Raw genomic sequence first — 21,118 nt, 5'->3', positions numbered from 1 at the left:
GGGCATATGCCGCACGGATGCGCCCCAGCTGACGGTGCCGGGGCGCGTCCGCGAACTCTTCGACAGCCGCCCGGCGGGCTCGCCCCGGCCGCTATCGTGGGGCAAATGCTTGCGGTCACAACCTGGTAGGGGGAAACCGTGGTGCTGAAGCCCGAGCCGACCGCGCCGTTCCACGCGGTGGTGCACGCCCTTCGCGTGCTCGAAACGGTCTCCAAACACGGCGACGGTGTGACCGATGCCCAGATCTCCCGCGAGACAGGGCTGCCGCCCGGCCACCTCGCCTCGCTGCTCCTGACGCTGCGCCGCGAGGGGTATGTCGAGCAGATCACCGACGGCGCCTATGTCGTCGGCGCCGCGCTGCTGCTGCTCGGCTCCGGGGCGGCCCGCCGCGAGGCACTGGAAGCCAGGCTCCAGCAGAGCCTGACGCAGCTGCGCGACTCGGTCGGCGCGGCGGTCTATCTGAGCAGATACGTCGACGGGGAGATCCGGGTCACGCAGGTGGCCGACGGCCCCCTGACGCCCGCCGTCAACGAATGGGTGGACTTCCGCTCCTCGGCGCACGCCAGCGCGGTCGGCAAGTGCCTGCTGGCCCAGCTCGACCAGAACGGCCGCCGCGACCACATCTCCCGGCACAGGACGGCCCGGCTCACCTCGCGGACGATCACCAACGAGAAGATCCTCTTCTCCAAGCTGGACGCCCAGCCGGCGACGGTCCCGGTGCTGGACCTCCAGGAGTACGCGGTGGGCACGGTCTGTGCGGCGGTGCCGCTGACGGCCGGTTCCTCGGCGGGCTGTCTGGCGCTGTCCCTCCCGGTGGAGGATGTGCACCGACTGCGGTCCGCGGCGGAGACGCTGAACCGGCGGGCCGCTCCGGTGCTGCTGTCGATGGCGCTGTAACCCGGGCCGGGCGGCGGCTGCGGGCGGGCCGGGCGGTGGCCGCGGGCAGGGCCCGGCCGGCGGCTGCGGGCGGGTGTCATCAGCACCCCCGGAGACCAGGTATTATTTTCGAGTCAGCAGGCGCCGTTAGCTCAGTTGGTTAGAGCAGCTGACTCTTAATCAGCGGGTCCGGGGTTCGAGTCCCTGACGGCGCACAGACACCACCTTGGGTGCTCTCCGTATCACGGGGAGCACCCAAGGTGTTTTTCATGGTCCGGGCCGGTCCCGGGCGGGAAGTGCGCGGCGGTGTCCGCCGCCGTGTCCAGCAGGGTGTACTCGCCGCCGCGGGCCGCGTCCCACCACACCGGGTCCGCGCAGCTCACCCCTTCGCGGCGTAACTCCACGCGGTGGACCTTGTTCGTCGCGGTGACCGGCATCCGCCCCACGATCCGTAGGTACCGGGGCGCCATCTTCGTCCCCAGGTCCGGCTGGGCGCGCAGAAAGGCGGCGAAGGCGTCCGGGTCGAACGCGGCCCCGGGGCGCAGGGCCAGGGCGGCCATCACCTGGTCACCGGTCACCGGGTCCGGCACCGCGTAGACCGCCACCGCCGCCGCGTCGTCCCAGCGGGCCAGGATGTTCTCGATCATCGCGGCGGCGAGGTTCTCGCTGTCGACCCGGAGCCGGTCGTCGGTGCGGCCCGCGAAGTAGAGGAAGCCCTCGGCGTCCCGGTAGAAGAGGTCCCCGGTCCAGTACCAGCCGCCGCGCGCCCGCTCGGCGTCCGCCTCCGGGTTGCGCCAGTAGCCCTCGAAGGGGGTGGTGCCCCGGTTGACCAGCTCCCCGATGGCGGCGGACCCGTTCAGCAGCCGCCCGTGCCCGTCGAACACCGCGGCCTCCCGCTCCTCGCCGGTGGCGGGGTCGACGACGGCGAGATCGTCACCGGGCGCCGCCCGGCCGACCGCGCCCGCCGGGGTGCCGGGACCGCGCTGGACGGCCGCGCCGCCCTCGGAGGAGCCGTACCCCTCGACGAGCGGCACCCCGAACCGCTCCCGGAAGCGGGCGGCGTCCGCGGCTCCCGCCTCGGTGCCGAAGCCGAGCCGCAGCGCGTGGTCCCGGTCCTCGGGGCGCTCCGGGGTGGCCAGCAGATACTGCACGGCACGTCCGACATAGGTGAAGTAGGTGGCCCCGTACGCGCGCACGTCGTCGAGGAAGCCGGAGGCGGAGAAGCGGCGGCGCAGGGCGACCGCGGCGCCGCCCGCCAGCGCGGGAGCCCAGTCGGCCAGCACCGCGTTGCCGTGGAACATCGGCATGCAGATGTAGTGGACGTCGTCGGGCCGCACGTCGAAGTGGGCCGCCAGCGACCGTCCGGCCCCGGCCAGCCGCCCCTGGGTGCAGATCGCGGCCTTGGGCGCCCCGGTCGACCCGGAGGTGAAGTACAGGAGCATCCGGCTGCCGGAGTGCACGGACGCGAGGACCGCCTCGCCCGGACGCGCCCCGGCGTAGGGGGCGAGCAGCTCCGCGTAGGCGTCGGTGTCGGTGACCAGCACCCGTACGCCCGGCAGTACGAGACCGTCGAGCAGCGGCAGGTGCGCGGTCTCGGTGATCAGTACGCGGGCGTCGGTGTGCAGTATGTCGCGGGCCAGTTCGGGCCCGCGCCGGGTGGGGTTGATCCCGGCGACGGCGGCCCCGGCCAGGGCCGCCGCGCTCAACCACAGCGGGAATTCAGGAGTGTTGTCGAGCAGCACCCCGAGATGCGGTTCGCTGCCCGCCGGCAGCAGATCCACCAGGAGTGCGGCCCGCGCGGCGGCGCCCGAGGCGACCTGGTGATGGCTGAGCACGGCGGCTTCGTGCTTCAACCCTGGCCGGTGGTCGCCCCATTGGCGCTGTACGAGCTCCGCGACGGTGCCGGTACTCCTCATGGCCCCGCACAGTAACTGACAATCCGTCAGAACTTAACGTCCGAGCAGGCGTAGAACGCGTTCGGGGTGTCCGCGACGTTCCAGACGGCCAGGATGATGTGCTTGCCGGTCTTCTGGGTGGGGATCGTGCCCTGATGGGTCAGCGTCGCCGGAGGCTGCTTGTTCCCGTACGGCACGGTCATGAACGGCTGTGACTCCAGGGCGGCCCGGGTGAGGGGCTTCGTCGAGTCCCAGCCGTCCTTGGTGATGTAGTACCGGAAGTCGCTCGTCGAGTGACGGGCGGTGAACTGCCAGCGGAAGTTGTAACCCTGCCCGCCGGTGACCTGGGTGGCGGGCCAGTTGCCGCCGCGCGGGTCGTCCAGCTGGGCGAATCCGCCGTTGCCGCCGGCACAGATCTTGCCGTCGGCCGGACCCGCGGCCGGGAAGCCCTTGGGCCCCTCGACGCTCTGCGGCTCCCACTGGATGCTGCCGCAGCCGGTCACCGTGCCGTTGGCACAGAGCTTCTGACGGCTGATGGGGGAATCCGTGTAGCCATGGCTGCTGGCGCTGCTCGTCGCGAGCACCGAAGCACCCGCAATCGCCAGGCCGACCACGGCCGCGCTTGCCCTTTTCCGCATTGCTGTCGCTCCTCAAGAACGTGGGGGATGTTCCATGAGCACTGCTCGACCGGTGCGCGCGTGTCGTGCGGTCTAGACCAAGGCCTAGATTATTGACGCGACGTGAACATGTCCAGACCAATGGGAGTGGCATTCCGAATCACCCCTCCGACGGCACCCCACCTTCCTCAGGGCCCGTCCCCACCTCCGCGCCCCGTGTAGAAAGCCACCGTCAGATCCTTGACCAGCGCCTTCCGTTCGTAGTCGTCGAGCTCCACGATGCCCCGCGAGGTCAGCCGGTTGACCGTGTCGTCGACCGCGTCCACGACCGAAGTCAGCACACTGTCGCGGTGCTTGGCGTCGATCGCGGCGACCCGGCGGCGCTGCATCGCCGCCGCGACATCGGGGGCGTACTCGATCCCGGTCGGCTGCGCCGAGTACACCTCGACGCCCACGGGCTCGCAGTCCGCCTTGAGCATCAGGGTCAGCGCGTCCCCCACGGCCTCCGCGTCGCGCAGGGTCGGGGCGTCCTCGTGGAAGGCGTCGGCGGGCAGCTGCGAGAGCACCCGGGCCATGGCGGCCTCGACCTGCTCGCGCAGATACTCCTCGTGGTTCGCGACCCCCAGGGTGGCCCGCGCGGTGTCCTTGATCCGCCAGACGACCAGGACGACCACGCGCAGCGCCGTCCCGTCCGCGTCCACGGCGGGCAGCGGCTCGCTGCGCCAGTGCCGCAGCCGTACGTCGACACGGCGGCGCAGCAGCAACGGGGAGACCCAGAGCAGTCCGGTGCGCCGGACGCTCCCCCGGTAGTCGCCGAAGAGAGTCAGCACCCAGGCGTGGCCGACCCGGCCCCGGCCGAGGCCGCCGAGCGCGAAGAGCACCACGGTCACCAGGAGGGCGAACACAGCCCAGACGCCGATGCCGATGCCGTCGTACGGACGGGAGCCGATGCCGAGCCGGGCGAGCGCGGCGGCGGGCAGCGCCCCCACCCACCACAGGGCCACGAGACCCGCGCCGAGCCCGAGGGCGCCGGTCAGCAGCGCGGCCCAGCCCGGCAGCACCGGACCGGGGCGCTCCGCGAGCCGGGGGTCACCGACCGGGGCGGGCCGGGTGGGCGCCCGCACCACCCCGGCCCGCGCGGGCGCCTGCCGAGGGGCCGGGTGGTGCGGCGGGGGCTGGGAACGGGACGACCGGGGTACGGGGGGCCGCCGCACCCCGGACGCCCGGCCTGTGGAGGGCTGTTCCCCGGGCACCGTCGCGGGGAGCGCGGTGGTGGCGGACTGCTCCCGCTCGTCACGGAAGAGCAGGTGGACGGGGATGGAGGCGGTGGTCTCGTTGGCGATGACGGAGTGGCGCCGGCCGGTCTCCCGGCGGGTCTCGGCCGCGGCCCCCTGCGCGGACCCGGCCGTGACGGGCAGGGCCACGGAGGTGATCACGGCCTCCGGCGCCCCGTCGCCGAACCCGGACGGGCCGTCAGCGCCCCGCACCGGTACGGAGACCGTGGCCGACGCGGCGCCGAGCGAGGGAGCGACGGCCTGCCCGGGGGCGAGGTCCAGGACGAGGTCCACGCTCCCGTCCCCGGTTCCGGCCCTGCTGCCGTCGCCTGCCCCGTCCCCCCTCCCGGCTCCGGCCCTCTCCCCGACGCCGTTCCCGTTCCCGACGCCGTTCGCGTTCCCGACGCCGTTCGCGGCTCCGGCCCTCTCCCCGGCTCCGTTCCCGTTACCTGCCCCGTCCCGGGACTTGTCGCCGTTCCCGGCATCGCCCCGGGACGTCTCGCCCGGGAACTCCACGGCCGTGGACTCCTCGCCCCGGACGGACCCGGCCTCGGGGCGGGCCCGGTCCGCCCGGTCCGGCTGCCCGGAGTGTCGGTTCTCTTCCGCGTTCACCGGTTCCCGTTCCTTTCCGTCCTCCGGGGGTCCGGAGCTGTCCGCCGCCGTGGGTCGCATTCCCGCCTCCGTCATGTCCGTTCCCTCACGCGAAGAGCCGGCGCCAGGTCTCCGGGCCGGGGTATCCGTCCGCCGCGGTGCCGCGCCAGCCCTGGGCCCGCTGGAACGCCTCGATGTTGCGGCGGTCCGCCTCGCCCCACCGCGGCCCCGGGCCCGATACGTACTGCTTTCCGTAGCCCTTCTTCACCAACTGCTCACCGAGCCGCTCGACATGGCTGTTGGACTGACCCGGCTTGAAATAGCCGCGCCCGGGGAACGCGACGGCGGTATTCGCGCTGCCGCCCGCGCCGGAGGCGGGGATGCCGCGCCCGGTGCCGTTGACCAGGAGACGCCAGGTGTGCGGGCCGGGGCGGCCGTCCGCCTCCTTGCCCTTCCAGCCCTGGGCCTTCTGGAACGCCTGGGTCGCGCGCCTGTCCGCGTCGCCCCAGCGGGGCCCCGGGCCCACCGTGTAGAAGCGCTTCCCGCCCCGCTCGACCAGCATCTTCCCGAGCTGGGTGACGTACTTGTTGTCGGCGCCGGGGCCCAACTTCCCGGCGCCGGGGAAGCCCGCGGACGATCCGCTGCCGCCCGACCCGCCGGCCAGGCCCTTGTAGCGGTACGCCACGTAGCGGTCGGAGTTGTTCCAGTACGCCATGGGTGTCGCCTGCTTGCGCGTCCTCGGGCGTGCCTGCTCGTAGGCGATGTACTGCTGGTGCGTGTGGTCGGTCCAGCCGCCGAAGATCGTGACGTGGGAGCCTCTGGACGGGTCGGCCGGGTTGTGGAAGAGCAGCATGTCGCCGGGCTGGAGCTCCGAGCGGGAGATCCGTGTCCCGTACGCGGCGAGGCTCCCGGTCCATTCGTTGCCGCCGAGGTCCCAGGCCATCGACACGAAGCCGGAGCAGTCCTGGCGGTATCCGTCCGACCAGTACTTCTCCATGCTGTACGGGACCTTCGCGGACACCCACTTCTTGGCCCGGTTGATGATGTCGGCCCGGGTGGTCCTGCGCAGGCCCGAGGTGGAGGACGGTGGCCCGGACGCCCCGGCACCCATCAGCGGTCCCGTCTCGCCCTGCGGGGTGGCCGGTTCGGGATCGGCGCTCTCGTCCGTCCGTGCGGATCCGGCGGCGTGGCCGGCCGCGACCGCCGCCTCGACGGCCCCGCTGGACAGGCACACCCCGGCGGCGGTGACCAGGACCAGCGCACGGCGTGCGCCGTGCGCCGCCGGGTGGCCACCGTGCCGTACCGGCAGGGCCCTGGCAGCGGTGCGCCGCTGCACGGCACACCCCGCACAGGTGCAGTCGATGGTGGGTTCGTACTCCTCGAAGACCGGCACAGTCATGCGATTCCCCTCCGCACTCGTCAAGATCTTTGGGCGCATCTGCAACGGGCGTCAGTGTCTCAACCCTCCTGACATATCGCATTTTGACGGACCAATGAGAAAAAACGACCATCTGACGGGGCGTGGCGGCTGGGAAATGGTTCTGAGCACGCCCGGAGGTCGGGTAGAGTTCTCCAGGTCAGCAGGCGCCGTTAGCTCAGTTGGTTAGAGCAGCTGACTCTTAATCAGCGGGTCCGGGGTTCGAGTCCCTGACGGCGCACGCACAGTCAAGACCCCCTCGCTCAACGTGAGGGGGTCTTGTTCGTTTGCCACCACCTCCAACCACCCCCCTCGCGGAGCGCGGGCGCACCCGAGGTGCGAACACGTCCCACTCACAGGATTCACAGCATCACCGGGCTGTAACCGTACGGTCGCAGGGCGTTCATGGGCGGGTTCGCGCAGCCCCTGCACAGACGCCTCTCATGTCACGCCGCACACACGCCAAGGCGGCTTTCCCTCCGGCCAGTTGAGGCGGCAGCGCATGACACTCCGGTGGTTCGGCGCTGGTGCCGACGGCCTGGTCATGGTCACCGGCTCCGGCCCGCCGCCCCCGGGCCGGGGCCAACACCCGCGCCGGCACGCCTCGTCGATCACCTCGGCGAAGCCGATGCGGCCCTGCGGGTCGCACCGGCGCTCGGCGGGGCCACCTTCCGGGTACCGGCGGGGTCACCCTCACGTACCGGCGGGGTCACCCTCCGGGTGGTACCGGTCCGGGTGACTGTCTTGCGTCCGCTTCCCCTCGGGTGCGCCGCCCGCGCCGTCCACCACCGCTCGCACCGAGGTACCGCCGGCCGGATCCGTCCGGGCTCAGCGGTACCTCGGTGCGAGGGGCCACACAGCACTGTCCGGCGGGCCGCTGTGGCTCGCCGGACAGCGTGGGGACCGCGGTGACGCGGCTCAGGCGCGGCTCCCGGTTCCGGCCCCCGCCTGCGCCTGCCTCCCGGCCTGCGCCCCTGCCTGCGCCCCCGCCTGTTTCCCGGCCTCCTTCTCGCCGGTCAGATATGCCGAGACCACCACGTTCGCGGTGTACGAACGGGTGCTGTGGTCGTATGTGCCGCCGCAGGTGATCAGCCGGAGCTCCGCCCGGCCGTCCTCGCGCGGCCCGTACGCCTTCCGGGCGTCGAAGCGCTCCCGGGTGAAGACCTGGACGTCGTCGATGGTGAACTCGGCGATCTTGCCGTCGGCCCTGGTCACCCGGACCTTCTCCCCCGGGCGGGCGGCGCTGAGGCCGTAGAAGACGGCCGGTTTGGTCTCGGTGTCCACATGGCCGACGAAGAGGGCCGCGCCCTCGGTGCCGGGCTCGGTGCCGCTGCCGTACCAGCCGACGGTCTGCGGTGTCGCGTACGGGGGCGGGTCGATCGCCCCCGCCCGGTCCAGGCCGCGCGGGACGACGGGTGCGTCGATCCCCACGGAGGGGACCTCGACGCTCTGCGGCGGCGCCCCGTCGAGCGGGTCGTGCGCCGGGGGCAGCGGGACGCCCAGGGGGCGCCCGACCGCGGCGACGTCGCCGGTGGTGGGGGCGGAGCTGCCGCCGGGGCCGTCGCCGGCCTCGCGGCCCCAGATCCAGAGGCCGAGCAGCAGGACCGCCCAGGCCACTCCGGTGAGCAACCGCCCGGTGCCTGCCGGGCGGTCCGTGGCGGACACGTCAGTCCGAGGCCGGGCGGCGGCGGCGCACGGTGCGGAAGGCAACGGCGACGGCCGCGACGGCGGCGAGCACGAGTCCGGTCACCGCGTGCCGGGTGCCGGGTCCGTCCGACTCGGCGGCCTGGTCCGCGAGGGTCGCGGTGCCGCCGCCTCCGGCCCGGACGGGCGCGACGGGCGAGGGGCGGCCGTGGTGCATGACGGTGAGGGTGCCGGTGGCCCTGCCCTTGCCGTCCTTGCAGGTCACCCGGACCTCGTAGGAGCGGGGGGCGGCGTCGGAGCGGATCGTGGCCTCGGCGAAGAGGCCCTTCCCGTCGGCGGGCGAGAAGTGGGCCTCGGAGACGAAGGCGTCGGACTCGCCCTTGGCCCGTTTGCCCTTGCCGCAGACGTCGACCCACAGTTGCACCTCCCCGCCCGGGGCGACGGTGGACGGGGTCACGGAGACCGAACCGTGGTCTTCGTTGCCTGCCGGGACGGCCAGGGCGGCGGACGTCGGCAGGGCTATCGCCGCGACCGCCGCCGCGGCACAGAACGTGAGGGGTATGGAACGCATCGTGAACCTCCTGTTCGAAGGTTCACGCGTGCGGCCTCTTTCCGCATCCGCAGTCGCCCGGTCGGGCGACCGCGGCCCGGTGTCAGCTCGGGTCGACGAGGTCCACCAGATCGGCGATGGAGTCGACGACGGTGGACGGCCGGAACGGGTACCGGTCGACGTCGGCCAGCGTCGTGAGGCCGGTGAGCACCAGGAAGGTCTGCATGCCCGCCTCCAGGCCAGCCAGGACGTCGGTGTCCATCCGGTCGCCGATCATGGCGCTGGTCTCGGAGTGCGCGCCGATGGCGTTCAGTCCGGTCCGCATCATCAGCGGGTTGGGCTTGCCCGCGAAGTACGGGTCCTTGCCGGTCGCCTTGGTGATGAGCGCGGCGACGGACCCGGTGGCGGGCAGCGGGCCCTCGGCGGAGGGGCCGGTCTCGTCCGGGTTGGTGCAGATGAAGCGGGCGCCCCCGTTGATCAGCCGGATCGCCTTGGTCAGCGCCTCGAAGCTGTACGTACGGGTCTCGCCGAGCACCACGTAGTCCGGGTCGTGGTCGGTGAGGACGTACCCGATGTCGTGCAGGGCGGTGGTGAGCCCGGCCTCGCCGATGACGTACGCGGTGCCGCCGGGGCGCTGGTCGTCCAGGAACTGCGCGGTGGCCAGGGCGGAGGTCCAGATGTTCTGCACGGGAACGTCCAGGCCCATGCGGTTCAGCCGGGCGTGCAGGTCACGCGCGGTGTAGATGGAGTTGTTGGTCAGGACCAGGAAGGGCAGTCCGGACTCCCTGAGCCGCTTGATGAAGGCATCCGCGCCGGGGATCGGGGTGCCCTCGTGGATGAGGACACCGTCCATGTCGGTGAGCCAGGATTCGATCGGCTTGCGCTCTGCCATGTGACGGGACTCCTGCCGTACGTACGCTGTGCACGCGAGGTGCCGGGACGCCGGCGGCACCGCGTTGTGCAGCGCCGACATCCCCGATTTTAGAGGGGTGCCGCGCGAGGGGCGCCGGTCGGTCCGCGCCGGGTGCGCGCTGGGGGCGTACGGCTCCCCGCCCGGGAGCGGGAGGCCGTACGCGGGTCCAGACCCGTTACCCTTTCGCGACAGTCCGGCGGAGACGCGAACCGTGCGGTGGGGCATCGGGCGCGGTCAGCTGCCGGTGGCCGACTTCCACGCGTCGACGTAGCCGTCCAGGTTGGTGCCGATGTCCGACCAGTCCGGCTCGAAGATCTCCACGCCCTCCATCAGCTTGGTCAGCTCGACGGCGTTGGCGTCGGTGGCCTCGATGTCCTTGCGTGCCGCGAAGCCGCCGCCGACCGCGCTGACGTCCTTCTGGGCCTGCTCGGAGAGCATGAAGTCCAGCAGCTTCTTGCCGTTGGCGCTGTGCGGCGCCTTGTCGACCAGCCCCGCCGCGTACGGGAGGGCGAAGCTGGTGGGCTTGCCGCTCCCCTTCGCCGGGAACCAGATGCCGAGGTTGGGCATGTCCTTGGACTGGGCGAAGTTCATCTGGACGTCGCCGTTGGCGGCGAGGAGTTCGCCCTTGTCCACCTTGGGGGCGAGCTTGCCGGTGGAGGCGGACGGGCCGACGTTGTTGGTCTGGAGCTTCTTCAGGTAGGCCATCGCCGGCTCCTTGCCGCCGAAGTCGTGCATCGCCTTGATGAGGACGGCCGTGCCGTCGCCCGCGACACCCGGGGTGGAGTACTGGACCTTCTCCTTGAACTTCCCGTCCAGCAGCTCCTCCCAGCTCTTCGGCGGGGTCTTCAGCTCCTTCTTGTTGTAGATGAACCCGAAGTAGTTGTTGACGACGGATGTCCAGGTGGCGTCGGCCGCCTTGTCGGCACCGTCGACCTGGTCGGAGCCGGCCGGCTCGTACGCCTTCAGCAGCCCCTTGGCCTCGGCCTGCTGGATGAACGGCGGCAGCGTGACGAGCACATCGGCCTGGGTGTTGGACTTCTCGCGGACGGCGCGCTGCACCATCTCGCCGGAGCCGCCCTCCACGTACTCGACCTTGATGCCGGTCTTCTTCTCGAAGTCCTTGAAGACCTTGTCGTACCAGCCGTCGCCGTTCTCGCCCTTGAGGCCGTCGGCGCTGTAGACGGTGACGACCTTCTCGTCGGAGGCGGCCGAGGAGCCTCCGCAGGCGGAGAGGGTGACGGCGAGGGCGAGCGCGCCGGACACGGCGGCTATCGGCTTGAGGTGGCTCTTGCGCATGGGTCGTTCTCCTGGGAACAGTCGGTACGTACGGAGGGGGCCGCGGATCAGCGGTACGAGGCCCTGGTGCGGATGCGGGAGACGCCGAGCAGGACGAGCAGCGTCGTCCCCATGAGGACCACGGCGACCGCCGCGCCGGTGAAGAGCGAGCCGCGGTCGGTGGCCGCGAAGATCTGCACCGGCAGCGGTGTCCAGTCGGGCGGGTAGAGCATCATCGTGGCGCTCAGCTCGCCCATGGACAGGGCGAAGCAGAGCCCCGCCGCCGCCGTGAGCGACGGCAGCAGGAGCGGCAGCCTGATCCGCCACAGGACGTACGAGGGGCGGGCGCCGAGACTGGCCGCCGCCTGTTCGTACATCGGGTCGAGACGCACTATCGCGGCCGAAACCGACTGATAGGCAAACGCCGTGACAAGAACGGTGTGCGCCAGGATCACGATCCAGCGCGTTCCGTTGAGCAGGACCGGCGGCCGGCTGAACGCGACGAGCACGGCGAGGCCGACGACGACGGACGGCACGGCGACGGGCAGCATGAACAGCGCGTCCAGGAGCCGCTTCCCGCGCCGGCGCAGCGAGGCGGCGGCCAGCGCGGCCCAGCTGCCGATGAGCAGTGCGAGGAGGCTGGCGCTGACGGCGGTGACCAGGCTGGTGGTGAGCGCCTGGAGGGAGTCGCCGCTGGTGGCGGCGGCGTAGTGCTCGGTGGTGGGCCCGGAGGGGAAGGCCCCGGACCAGTTCGTGGCGAACGACGCGGCGACGATCACCAGCATCGGCACCGCGAAGAGCGGGACGAAGAGCAGGAGGAAGACGGCCCAGGTGGCCCACTTCCCGGTTCGGCTATGCACCAACACGGCGGCTCACCATCCGATACAGGCTGTAGAGACCGACGGAGATCGCGATGTTGACGACGGCGACGACACAGGCGGCCGGGTAGTCGGACTCCAGGATCGCCTTGCCGTAGACGAGCATCGGCAGGGTCGTGACGCCTTTCGCGCCGGTGAACAGCACGATCCCGAATTCGTTGAGGCACATCACCAGGACGAGGCTGCCGCCCGCGGCGAGCGCCGGGAGCGCCTCGGGGAGGATCACCTGCCGCACGATCCGGGCCGGTCCGGCGCCGAGCGAGGAGGCGACCTCCAGCTGTGCGGTGTCCATCTGTGAGAACGCCGCGAGCAGGGGCCGCATCACGAAGGGGGTGAAGAAGGTGATCTCGGCGAGCAGGACGCCCCAGGGCGTGGTGAGGAAGTGGAAGGGTCCTTCGGCGGCGCCCGTGGCGTCCGTCCACAGGCCGTTGGCCATGCCGACGCTGCCGTAGATGAACAGCAGGGCCAGTGTGATCAGGAACGACGGGAAGGAGAGGAAGACGTCGATGAACTTGGCGACCGCCTTGCCGCCGGGGAACGGTACGAAGGCGATGACGAGCGCGAGGACGAAGCCGAGGACCAGGCATCCCACGGTCGAGCCGACCGCGAGCCACACCGTGGTGGTGAGCGCGTCGCGGAAGGACCGGGACGCGAAGACGTCGGTGTACGGGGAGAGGGAGGTGCCGCCCTCGTCCGGGGAGAAGGACTGCTGGACGACGAGGGCCAGCGGGTAGAGGAAGACGAGCGCCAGGACGACGACGGGCGGCAGCGCCCAGACGGAGCGCGGGACACGCCGCGGCTCGCGGTGCGCCGCGGCGCCGGGGCCGGGGGGCGTGCCGGGAGCGGTGCGGGAGGCGCCCGGGTGCGGGTCGTCCCCGTTGCGCGGGCGGGGGGCGCGGGCGCCCTTGGTGCCGGAGGCGGTCGCGGTGGTCACGGCGGGAGTGGCGGGAGTGGCCGAGGCGCTAGACATCGGCCGCACCCGCCGCACCCACCGGCAGCAGCACCGCGTCCTCGGCGGCGAAGTGCAGGGTGACCCGGTCGCCGAGCGCCGGGGTCTCGCGCAGCTCGCGCAGATCGGCCTTGACGCGGTGGCCGTCGATGTCCACGTAGAGCCGGTGGGTGGAGCCGCGCCACTGGACCTCGGTGATCGCCCCGGTCAGGGCGTTGGGCCCGTCGCCGAGTCCCACCAGGTGGGGCCGGACGCAGAGGGTGGCGGTGACGCCGCCCGCCACCTGCCCGGTGGGCACGGAGAGGCGGTGCCCGGCGAAGTCGACCTGGCCGGCGGCGTCGGTGACGGTGACGGGCAGCAGGTTGGCGTTGCCGACGAACGAGGCGGTGAACTCGGTGCGCGGACGGCGGTAGAGGTCCTGCGGGGTGCCGCAGTCCTGGAGCCGGGCCCGGTCCATGACGGCGATCCGGTCGGCCAGGGTGAGCGCCTCGACCTGGTCATGGGTGACGTACAGGATGGAGACGTCCGGCAACTCCCGGTGCAGGCGTGCCAGTTCGGCGAGCATGCCGGAGCGGAGCTGGGCGTCGAGCGCGGAGAGCGGTTCGTCGAGCAGCAGGACGCCGGGGCGGATCGCGAGCGCGCGGGCGATGGCGACGCGCTGTTGCTGGCCGCCGGAGAGCTCGCGCGGGTAGCGCTTGGCGTACGCGGCCATGCCGACGAGTTCGAGTGCCTCGGCGACCCGCTCGGGGATCTCGGACTTCGCCACCTTGCGGGCCTTGAGCCCGAAGGCGACGTTGTCCTGGACCCGCATGTGCGGGAACAGCGCGTACTGCTGGACGACCATGCCGATGCCCCGCTTGTGCGGGGGCAGTGCGGTGACGTCGCGGTCGCCGAGGCAGACCCGCCCGGAGGCCGGCCGGACGAATCCGGCGACGGCCCGCAGGGCGGTGGTCTTCCCGGAGCCGGAGGGCCCCAGCAGCGCCATGACCTCGCCGGCCTCCACGGTCAGGTCGAGCTGGTCGAGGACGACGTTGCCGCCGTACGCGACGCTGACCCGGTCGAACCTGATGCCGCCGCGCACGGCGTCCGCCCCGCCCGTCATGCCTCGGCCCGCGCGATCAGGTCGGGCAGCTCGGCGACCGAACCGAGCACATGGGTGGCCCCGTGACGGGACAGCTGGTCCTGGTCGTGGGCACCGGTGAGGACGCCCGCGACGATCCCGGCGCCGGAGCGGACACCGCTGAGCATGTCGTACGAGGTGTCCCCCGCGACGACGAGGTGCGCCACGTCGTCCACCGCGCCGGTGCGCAGGAAGGCGGCGAGGACCATGTCCGGGTAGGGACGGCCGCGACCGCCGGCGTCGGCGGGGCAGAGGGTCAGCGCGGCCAGGTCCTGCCAGCCGAGGGCGGCGAGGATCGCGTCCTGGGTGGTGCGGGCGAAGCCGGTGGACAGGACCACGGTCCGGCCCTCGGCCCGGAGCCGCTCGATGGCTTCGCGGGCGCCGGGCACCGGGGCGACGCGACCGCCGTCGACGAGTCGCCCGTACGCCTCCTCGAAGGCGACGTTGGCCCGCTGGGCCCGGTCCTCGTCCCCGAAGAGGTGGCGGAAGACGGAGATCTTGGACTCGCCCATGGTGGCGCGGACGTAGTCGAGCTTCTCCGCGTGGTCGGCCGAGCCGGGTTCGACGCCGAGGGTCCCGGCGGCGGCGGAGAAGGCCTGTTCGACGAGGCCGCCGTCGGCGACGGTGGTACCGGCCATGTCGAGGACGATCAGATTCAGGTACGGGTTCGGGTTCGGCTTGTCGGTGCTGCTCATGTGGTTCACCAGCCCAGTTCGTCGGCGGTCGTTTCGGCGATGGCGGGCGAGCAGGTCATGCCCCGCCCGCCGGGCCCGGTGACCAGCCAGACGCCGTCGCGCACCTGCTGGCGGTGGACGACGCGGCTGGTGTCGGTGCACTGGGCGTAGACCCCGGCCCAGCGGTGCCGGACGCGCGGCAGCGGGCGGCCGAGGAAGGACTCCACGACCCGGGTGAGGTGCTCGTAGGGCTCCTCGACCGTGTCGAAGGCGAAGGGGTGCTCGTACTCGTGGGTGTCACCGATGGTCAGTCCGCCGTCGCGGCGCTGCACCATCAGCAGCTGCATCCGGTGTTCGGCGGCGGTCGGGTCCTGGGGCTGCCCGGCGTTCAGCGCGTCCAGGGCCCCGCTCCGGTACGCCGGGTAGTAGCGGAAGCTGTCGGCGTCGGCCACGGAGGTGGTGAGCGTCTCGCCGAGCGGGTCGGTCTGCATCATCTGGAGGCGGACACGGCGCACGGGGAGAGCGGGACCGGCCAGCTCGCGGACGAGGCCGCCGAGCCAGGCGCCGGTGGCCAGAATGACGGCGTCGCCGGTGTGGACGTCGCCGTGGTCGTCGCGCACGGAGGCGGCGCCGACCACCTCCCGGACCTCACGGCCTCCGAGGAAGGTGTACCGGCCGGAGGCCAGCAGCGCTTCCTTCAGGGCCAGTTGGGCGATGCGCGGCTCGACGGCCGCGTCCCGCCCGCACCACAGGGCTCCGGTGAAGGTGCCGCGCAGGGCGGGGTTGACCGCGCGGGCCTCGTCGGCGGTGAGCAGCTCGTAGCCGCGGGCCGCCGCGTCGGGCCGGGCGACGGCCGCCTCGGCGACCGCGGTCTCCAGCTCGTTGCGGAGGGGCGTGAGCGATCCGCAGGCCCGGAAGCCCAGGCCGGGGACCCGCTCCCCGATGCCCTCCCACAGCTCCCGGGCGCGCAGCGCGGTCTCCAGCTCCTCGCCACCGGCCCGGCCGCTGACCCATATCTGTCCGAAATTGCGGAGCGATGCCCCGCGCGCCTCACTTTCGCGCTCGATCTGTACGACCTCGTGGCCGCGGTTCACTGCGTGCCAGGCGTGCATGGTTCCCACCACGCCGGCTCCTACGACGATGACTCTCACGACGGCAACGCTCCTCGGGGCCGGTGACCCGTACGGATCCGTACGGCAACGGGACGGTGAACGACCACCCAAGGTTGGACTAGACCCGTTATGTTTTCGTTACCAAAGGTTTCGTTGCAGACGCGTGCCAGGTCGGGGCAGACCTGTGCCAGGTCGGGGCAGGGTCGGGGCAGACCCGTGCCACGGCAGGGCAGGGCAGGGCAGGGGGAAGGCTGGTCAGCCCCGGCTCCCCAGGTGCGCGGTGAAGGAGAACCGGTCACCGCGGAACAGGGTCCGCACCCGCTCCAGGGGGCGCCCCTCGGTGTCCCGCGAGAGCCGGTGGAGCAACAGCATCGGCAGCGCGGGCGGCGTACCGATCAGCAGCGCCTCGCGCGGGGTCGCCAGCACGGTCTCGATCCGCTCGTCCGCGTCCCCGAAGGAGACCCCGAGCCGGTCGTGGAGGTAGGCGTAGAAGGAGGAGTCCGGGTCGAACCGCGTGTCCAGTTCCGGCACGCGGGCGACGGCGACGTAGGTGCTCTCCAGGCCGACCCGTTCGTCGTCGGCGAGCAGCACCCGCTCCAGGTGCCAGACGGGTTCGCCGCGTGTGACCCCGATCTCGGTGGCAATCGCCTCCGGGCAGGGGAAGCGGTCGAGGCCGATGAGATGACGGCCGGGCCGCCGGCCCTGGCGGCGGACGCCCTCGGTGTAACTGGCCAGCGAGAGCGGCTGCTCCAGCTTGGGCCCGGCGACCACGGTGCCCCGCCCCTGCCTGCGCAGCCTTCCCTCCAGCAGGAGTTCGCGCAGCGCCTGACGCACCGTCTCGCGCGACACCTCGTACCGCAGGGCGAGATCCCGCTCGGTGGGCAGCGCGCCGCCTTCGCCCAACTCGTCCACCAGGAGCGAGATACGGGCCTTGACGGCGTAGTACTTGGGGATGCGTCCGTGCTCCGGGATGCCGGAGCGGATCGGTGCGCCAGGTGCCTGGTCGTTCGGGTAGTCCACGGCCCGATGGTGGCAGACGTATATGAACGGGGAGGGACGCGCGCTCAGCCTCGGGTACGGCGCGTTCGCCTGACCCGGACCACCATGGCCGTCCCGCCGACGAACAGCGCGCCCGCGGTGATCCCGGCCCGGACCGCCCCGTCGTGCCCGGTGCGGGCGAGCTCGGGCAGGGGGTTCCCGGCGGCGTCGCGGAGGGCGTCGGGGCGGGGCGCCGTACCGCCGGGGTCGGTGGCCGTGTCCGGCGTACCCGTGTCCGCGTCCGCACCGGTGTCGGTGTCGGTGCCGCCGGATTCACGGCCGCCGTCGAAGCCGCCCTCGACGATCGCGAACGGGTAGTCGTCCGACTCCCCCACCCAGTCCCCGTCCACCGTGCCGGGGGTCCTGCCGGTCGCCTTGCCGGTGGCCTTGCCGGGGTGGCGCTGGACGACGGCGGCGTTGGCGGTCACCCTGCCGGGCCGGGTGTCGGAAGTGAAGGCCATCCGGACCCGGACGGTGACGGTACGTCCGGCGGGAACCGTGAAGCCGGAGAACTCCTCGTCCGCCTCACCGCCGCCGAAGATCCCGATCTGCTCGTCCCGGTCCGTGGTCTCCCAGGTCACCCGGTGTTCCGTGCCGGGGCCGGTGCGCTCGGAGAACCTCAGCTGGATCTGGTCGGCGGTCAGCTTCCGGTCCTGGTCGGTGAGGACCAGCACCGGGTGGATGGCGGGGCACGGCTCGGAGGTGGTGTTGGTGAGGTCCAGGTACCAGGTGCCGTAGCCGCCGCCGGAGGCGTAGGTGTCCGGGCCGCCGTGGATCCGGGTGTCGATGGGGAAGTCCTTGGCCGTCCGGTCGCCGCAGGCGGGCTGCCGCCCGGCGGTGGACGAGGCGGGGGCGGAAGCGGGGGCGGAAGCGGCGACGGGGCGGACGGCCCGGTCGGTGTGGGCGGCGGCCGGAGTGCCGCCGAGGAGCGCGGCGGGCACGGCGAGTCCGGCGGCCAGTCCGAAGGTGGTGAGGGCACGGCCGTCGCGCAGTCGTGCGGGGGGATTGGGGGGCATAGGGGGACACCCTTTGCTGCTCGCGAACGGCCGGGGCGGGGGCACCGGCTGTGGACGGCGACCCTGCCACGCGCGCGCGGTGACACGGTGGCGACATGCCGGGGTGTCGCCCGTACGGCGGGCAGGAGCCGGAGCGGGCCCGGACCGGAGCAGGCCCGGACCGGAGCAGGCGAGGGCCGGAGCGGGCCCGGAGAAGATCTTCCGGCCGGAGCAGCGGCGATCAGGCCAGGGCGGGGGCCGTCAGGTCGAGCGTCAGCAGGTTTCCCCAGTCGTTGGTGAAGACGGCGGCGGACCCTTCGTACCGCACCCCCAGGAAGGGGTTGGAGCTCCACATCACGGCCACCCACCGCAAGGAGCGGTCGGCGTTCAGACGGGCGAGGTAGCCGACGTTGCCCATCCCGCTGCCGCCGCCGCACATCCAGCCCGACCCGTCCGGAAGCGGGCTGTCGAAGTACGTGTCCGCCTCGGTGGTGCCGTCCTCCTCGATGGCACCGGCCACGTCGACCGGCCCGCCGAGCCGGAAGGGGATCGGCTGCCCCGCGTCCGGGTGGTAGGCCCCGGGGCCGTCGACACACACCTCCACGGCGGTGTCGTCGGGCCGGTAGAGCGCGTCGGTGTACGGCATCTCCCCGGCGGCCCACAACCGCTCGATCACTCCCACGACCCCACCCCCGTCGGCCCGGTGTCCTGTCCGGCGGCCCGGCCGCCACGCACCGCTGTGCCACCGGGGGGCCACGGACCGGGAACCGGTCCCGGCCCCGGCACCGAACCCGGCACCGCCCCCCGCACCGGTCCCGCGAAGTCCCCCACGCCGCCCACCCGCCCGAACAGCGGCGCGAGCACCAGTTGGGCGGCGCCCTCGGCGACCGGCCGGTCGCCGCCCCCGGCGACGGTGACCGGTACGGACCGCCCGCTCCCGTCCCGCCGGGCGCGCTCCTCGATCACGGCGCGCACCCCGCGTACGTACGCGTCCTCGTCGGCGGCCACCGTGCGCCCGCCCAGCACCACCCGGTCGATGTCGAGCAGCGCGACCAGATTGGCGGCTCCGGTCCCCAGCACCCGCGCCGCCTCCGCCCGGTCGCCCCGGGCCTCGGCGGCCAGGCACAGCGCCTCGACGCAGCCGCGCCCCCCGCAGCCGCACACGGGCCCGTCGAGCCGAAGGGTCTGGTGCCCGAACTCCCCGGCCCCCGTGCGCGCCCCCCGGTGCACCTCACCGCCGAGGACGAGCCCCGCGCCCAGCCCGGTCCCCAGGTGCAGGTAGGCGAAGTCACCCGCGTCCGGCGCTCCCAGCGCGAGTCCCAGGGCGGCGGCGTTGGTGTCCTTGTCGAGGACCACGGGCAGCCCGGTGCGCCGGGCGAGGACGTCCCGCAGCGGGTACCCGTCCCACTGCGGGAAGCCCGTGACGCGGTGCAGCACTCCCTCGCGGTGGTCCAGGGGACCGGGCACGGCCACGCCCACCCCGAGCACCCGCCGCTCCGGGCCGGCGGCGCCCACCCCCCGTACCGCCTCCACCGCGCCCGTGAGCACCTCGTCGGCCGGGGCGCCGAGGTCCAGCGGCGCCGTCCGGGCCACCACGGCCGTACCGGCGAGGTCGACCAGGACGGCGGTCAGCTCGTCGCGGTCCAGGTGCAGCCCGACCGCGTACCCCGCCCCCGGAACGAGCCGCAGCAGGGTGCGGGGCTTGCCTCCCGTGGGGGCACCGCGGCCCGCCCCGGCGGCCAGGCCCTCCGCCCGGAGCCGGGCCGTGATCTTGCTGACGGCCTGCGGGGTGAGCCCGGTGCGCTCGGCGAGTTCGAGGCGGCTGATGCCCGCCGCGCCCGCCGCCCGCAGCAGGTCCAGCACGAGCGCGGCGTTGTGGTGGCGCAGCGTCGGAAGGTTGGCCCCGGCTCCGTTCCTGGTGTCGTTCCTCGTATCGCTCCTGTTCACCACACCATTGTCCCTGTCGCTTGCACTTTGGCAACAGCGTTGCTTAAGTGGATCGCATGACTGCCAACGCTCCCCTTCGCGTCGCCCTCGTCGGCTACGGTCTGGCCGGCTCCGTCTTCCACGCCCCCCTGATCGCCGCGACGGAAGGCCTGGCCCTCGACACGGTCGTCACGTCGAACGAGGAGCGGCAGGCGCAGGCCCGCGCCGAGTTCCCCGGGGTGCGGTTCGCCGCTTCGCCCGATGAGCTCTGGGGACGCGCGGACGAGCTGGACCTCGTCGTGATCGCCGCTCCGAACAAGACGCATGTGCCGCTCGCGACGGCCGCGCTCGAAGCGGGTCTGCCGGTGGTCGTGGACAAGCCGCTGGCCGGCACCGCCGCCGAGGCCCGGGAGCTGGCCGCGCTGGCGAAGGAGCGGGGGCTGCTGCTCTCGGTCTTCCAGAACCGCCGCTGGGACAACGACTTCCGTACGCTCGCCCGGCTGATCGCCGACGGTGGGCTGGGCGAGGTGCGGCGCTTCGAGTCCCGCTTCGAACGCTGGCGTCCGCACCCCAAGGGCGGCTGGCGCGAGTCCGGCGACCCGGACGAGATCGGCGGGCTGCTGTACGACCTGGGCAGCCATGTGGTGGACCAGGCGCTCTTCCTGTTCGGCCCGGCCGTGCAGGTGTACGCGGAGTCCGACGTACGCCGTCCGGGTGCCGCCGCCGACGACGACACGTTCCTGGCGATCACGCATGCCAACGGGGTCCGCTCACATCTGTACGTCAGCGCCACCGCGGCCCAGCTCGGTCCGCGTTTCCGGGTGCTCGGCTCGACGGCCGGCTATGTGAAGTACGGGCTGGACCCGCAGGAGGCCGCCCTGCGCGCGGGCCTGCGCCCGGCCGCCGGTGAGTCCTGGGGCGAGGAACCCGAGCAGCTGTGGGGCCGCCTGGGCTCGGGCGAGTCCCCGCTGACGGGCGGCGGTGACCCGGTGCGTACGCTGCCGGGCGACTACCCCGCGTACTACGCCGCCGTGGCCTCCGCCGTGCGCGGCACGGGCCCGAACCCGGTGACCGCATTGCAGGCCGCCGCGGCGCTGGACGTCCTGGAGGCGGCCCGCCGTTCGGCCCGCGAGGGCGTCTCCGTCACCCTGCTCCCGCACCACGACGAGAACGCGTTCACCGACGAGGAGCTGTCCGCATGAGCCCCGGCGCTCCGACCATTTCCGAGCTCATCGCCCAGGAGCGGAGCCTGCGGCTGCCGCACTTCGGCCACGACGACGCCTAAGGGCTGTCCCGCAATTCCTGGTGGATCAGCGCGCGGCGTCGGATGCGGTGCATCGCAAGGCGGAGAGGCGCCCGCATACTGGATGTATT

Annotated in this window: 19 protein-coding genes, 2 tRNA genes and 1 pseudogene; 5 read left to right on the top strand and 17 right to left on the bottom strand. The window is 72.8% G+C overall.

Annotation, left to right across the window (positions count from 1 at the left end):
* Positions 1 to 138 precede the first annotated feature (138 nt).
* Together ABT170_RS07035 and ABT170_RS07030 are read left to right on the top strand one after the other, a co-directional pair.
* Positions 139 to 897: an IclR family transcriptional regulator gene (locus ABT170_RS07035; protein WP_329944319.1), complete on the top strand. Its 759-nt coding sequence runs from the start codon at positions 139 to 141 to the stop codon at positions 895 to 897.
* Between the two features lie 120 nt (positions 898 to 1,017).
* Positions 1,018 to 1,091: transfer RNA gene (locus tag ABT170_RS07030), tRNA-Lys, on the top strand.
* A 27-nt stretch (positions 1,092 to 1,118) separates the two neighbouring features.
* On the opposite strand, the gene ABT170_RS07025 is transcribed toward ABT170_RS07030, so the two are convergent.
* From ABT170_RS07025 to ABT170_RS07010, 4 genes are all read right to left on the bottom strand, one after another.
* The gene (locus ABT170_RS07025) at positions 1,119 to 2,792 is read right to left on the bottom strand and encodes an AMP-binding protein (RefSeq protein WP_329944318.1); all 1,674 of its coding nucleotides are present in this window, start codon (positions 2,790 to 2,792) and stop codon (positions 1,119 to 1,121) included.
* Positions 2,793 to 2,818: 26 nt separating this feature from the next.
* Positions 2,819 to 3,409 (bottom strand): lytic polysaccharide monooxygenase auxiliary activity family 9 protein, encoded by a 591-nt coding sequence (locus ABT170_RS07020; RefSeq protein WP_329944317.1) that lies wholly within the window; start codon positions 3,407 to 3,409, stop codon positions 2,819 to 2,821.
* A gap of 167 nt (positions 3,410 to 3,576) precedes the next feature.
* A complete protein-coding gene (locus ABT170_RS07015; RefSeq protein ID WP_351864727.1) occupies positions 3,577 to 5,274 on the bottom strand; it encodes an SPFH domain-containing protein in 1,698 nt (565 codons plus the stop codon).
* 85 nt (positions 5,275 to 5,359) lie between these two features.
* Complete coding sequence (locus ABT170_RS07010; RefSeq protein WP_351864724.1) at positions 5,360 to 6,652, bottom strand: peptidoglycan-binding protein; 1,293 nt, start codon at positions 6,650 to 6,652, stop codon at positions 5,360 to 5,362.
* A gap of 185 nt (positions 6,653 to 6,837) precedes the next feature.
* Here ABT170_RS07010 and ABT170_RS07005 point away from each other — a divergent pair.
* Positions 6,838 to 6,911: transfer RNA gene (locus ABT170_RS07005), tRNA-Lys, on the top strand.
* A gap of 677 nt (positions 6,912 to 7,588) precedes the next feature.
* Here the strand turns inward: ABT170_RS07005 and ABT170_RS07000 are convergent.
* The 13 genes from ABT170_RS07000 to ABT170_RS06940 form a co-directional block, all read right to left on the bottom strand.
* Positions 7,589 to 8,335, bottom strand: coding sequence for a class F sortase (locus ABT170_RS07000; RefSeq protein ID WP_329944314.1), 747 nt, complete (start codon positions 8,333 to 8,335; stop codon positions 7,589 to 7,591).
* Position 8,336: 1 nt separating this feature from the next.
* Positions 8,337 to 8,885: a hypothetical protein gene (locus ABT170_RS06995; RefSeq protein ID WP_329944313.1), complete on the bottom strand. Its 549-nt coding sequence runs from the start codon at positions 8,883 to 8,885 to the stop codon at positions 8,337 to 8,339.
* A gap of 82 nt (positions 8,886 to 8,967) precedes the next feature.
* Positions 8,968 to 9,756 (bottom strand): HAD-IIA family hydrolase, encoded by a 789-nt coding sequence (locus tag ABT170_RS06990; protein ID WP_329944312.1) that lies wholly within the window; start codon positions 9,754 to 9,756, stop codon positions 8,968 to 8,970.
* 255 nt (positions 9,757 to 10,011) lie between these two features.
* A complete protein-coding gene (locus ABT170_RS06985) occupies positions 10,012 to 11,073 on the bottom strand; it encodes a 2-aminoethylphosphonate ABC transporter substrate-binding protein (RefSeq protein WP_329944311.1) in 1,062 nt (353 codons plus the stop codon).
* A gap of 47 nt (positions 11,074 to 11,120) precedes the next feature.
* Positions 11,121 to 11,918, bottom strand: a complete 798-nt coding sequence (locus ABT170_RS06980) for an ABC transporter permease (protein WP_266931322.1) — start codon at positions 11,916 to 11,918, stop codon at positions 11,121 to 11,123.
* On the bottom strand, positions 11,905 to 12,900 hold the full coding sequence (locus ABT170_RS06975; RefSeq protein ID WP_329944310.1) for a 2-aminoethylphosphonate ABC transporter permease subunit: 996 nt from the start codon (positions 12,898 to 12,900) through the stop codon (positions 11,905 to 11,907). Before ABT170_RS06975 ends, ABT170_RS06980 begins: the two co-directional genes overlap by 14 nt.
* Positions 12,893 to 13,981 (bottom strand): ABC transporter ATP-binding protein, encoded by a 1,089-nt coding sequence (locus ABT170_RS06970; protein ID WP_329944309.1) that lies wholly within the window; start codon positions 13,979 to 13,981, stop codon positions 12,893 to 12,895. The genes ABT170_RS06975 and ABT170_RS06970 overlap by 8 nt, the downstream gene beginning before the upstream one ends.
* Entirely contained in the window at positions 13,978 to 14,694 is a 717-nt protein-coding gene (locus ABT170_RS06965; RefSeq protein WP_329944308.1) for a phosphonatase-like hydrolase, read from the bottom strand. Before ABT170_RS06965 ends, ABT170_RS06970 begins: the two co-directional genes overlap by 4 nt.
* Before the next feature lie 5 nt (positions 14,695 to 14,699).
* A complete protein-coding gene (locus tag ABT170_RS06960) occupies positions 14,700 to 15,824 on the bottom strand; it encodes a TIGR03364 family FAD-dependent oxidoreductase (RefSeq protein ID WP_351864716.1) in 1,125 nt (374 codons plus the stop codon).
* Between the two features lie 216 nt (positions 15,825 to 16,040).
* Entirely contained in the window at positions 16,041 to 16,805 is a 765-nt protein-coding gene (locus tag ABT170_RS06955) for a GntR family transcriptional regulator (protein WP_329944306.1), read from the bottom strand.
* Positions 16,806 to 16,849: 44 nt separating this feature from the next.
* Complete coding sequence (locus ABT170_RS06950; RefSeq protein ID WP_351864713.1) at positions 16,850 to 17,839, bottom strand: hypothetical protein; 990 nt, start codon at positions 17,837 to 17,839, stop codon at positions 16,850 to 16,852.
* A 220-nt stretch (positions 17,840 to 18,059) separates the two neighbouring features.
* Positions 18,060 to 18,500 carry a hypothetical protein gene (locus tag ABT170_RS06945; RefSeq protein ID WP_351864710.1) on the bottom strand — a complete coding sequence of 147 codons (441 nt, stop codon included), beginning with the start codon at positions 18,498 to 18,500 and terminating at the stop codon, positions 18,060 to 18,062.
* Positions 18,491 to 19,768: an ROK family transcriptional regulator gene (locus ABT170_RS06940; protein WP_351864707.1), complete on the bottom strand. Its 1,278-nt coding sequence runs from the start codon at positions 19,766 to 19,768 to the stop codon at positions 18,491 to 18,493. Before ABT170_RS06940 ends, ABT170_RS06945 begins: the two co-directional genes overlap by 10 nt.
* Positions 19,769 to 19,821: 53 nt before the next feature.
* Here ABT170_RS06940 and ABT170_RS06935 point away from each other — a divergent pair, with 53 nt between their 5' ends.
* Positions 19,822 to 20,946: a Gfo/Idh/MocA family oxidoreductase gene (locus ABT170_RS06935; RefSeq protein WP_351864705.1), complete on the top strand. Its 1,125-nt coding sequence runs from the start codon at positions 19,822 to 19,824 to the stop codon at positions 20,944 to 20,946.
* Positions 20,943 to 21,026: pseudogene (locus tag ABT170_RS40600) on the top strand (heme-degrading domain-containing protein); the annotation flags it as partial. The gene ABT170_RS06935 and the pseudogene ABT170_RS40600, both read left to right, overlap by 4 nt.
* Positions 21,027 to 21,118: the final 92 nt, after the last annotated feature.

This window comes from Streptomyces sp. NPDC001787 (genome assembly GCF_040297465.1).
In the GTDB taxonomy this organism is placed as follows: Bacteria; Actinomycetota; Actinomycetes; order Streptomycetales; family Streptomycetaceae; genus Streptomyces.
The sequence above is the reverse complement of the archived record's forward strand: the minus strand, read 5'-3'. Positions and strand labels throughout refer to the sequence as shown.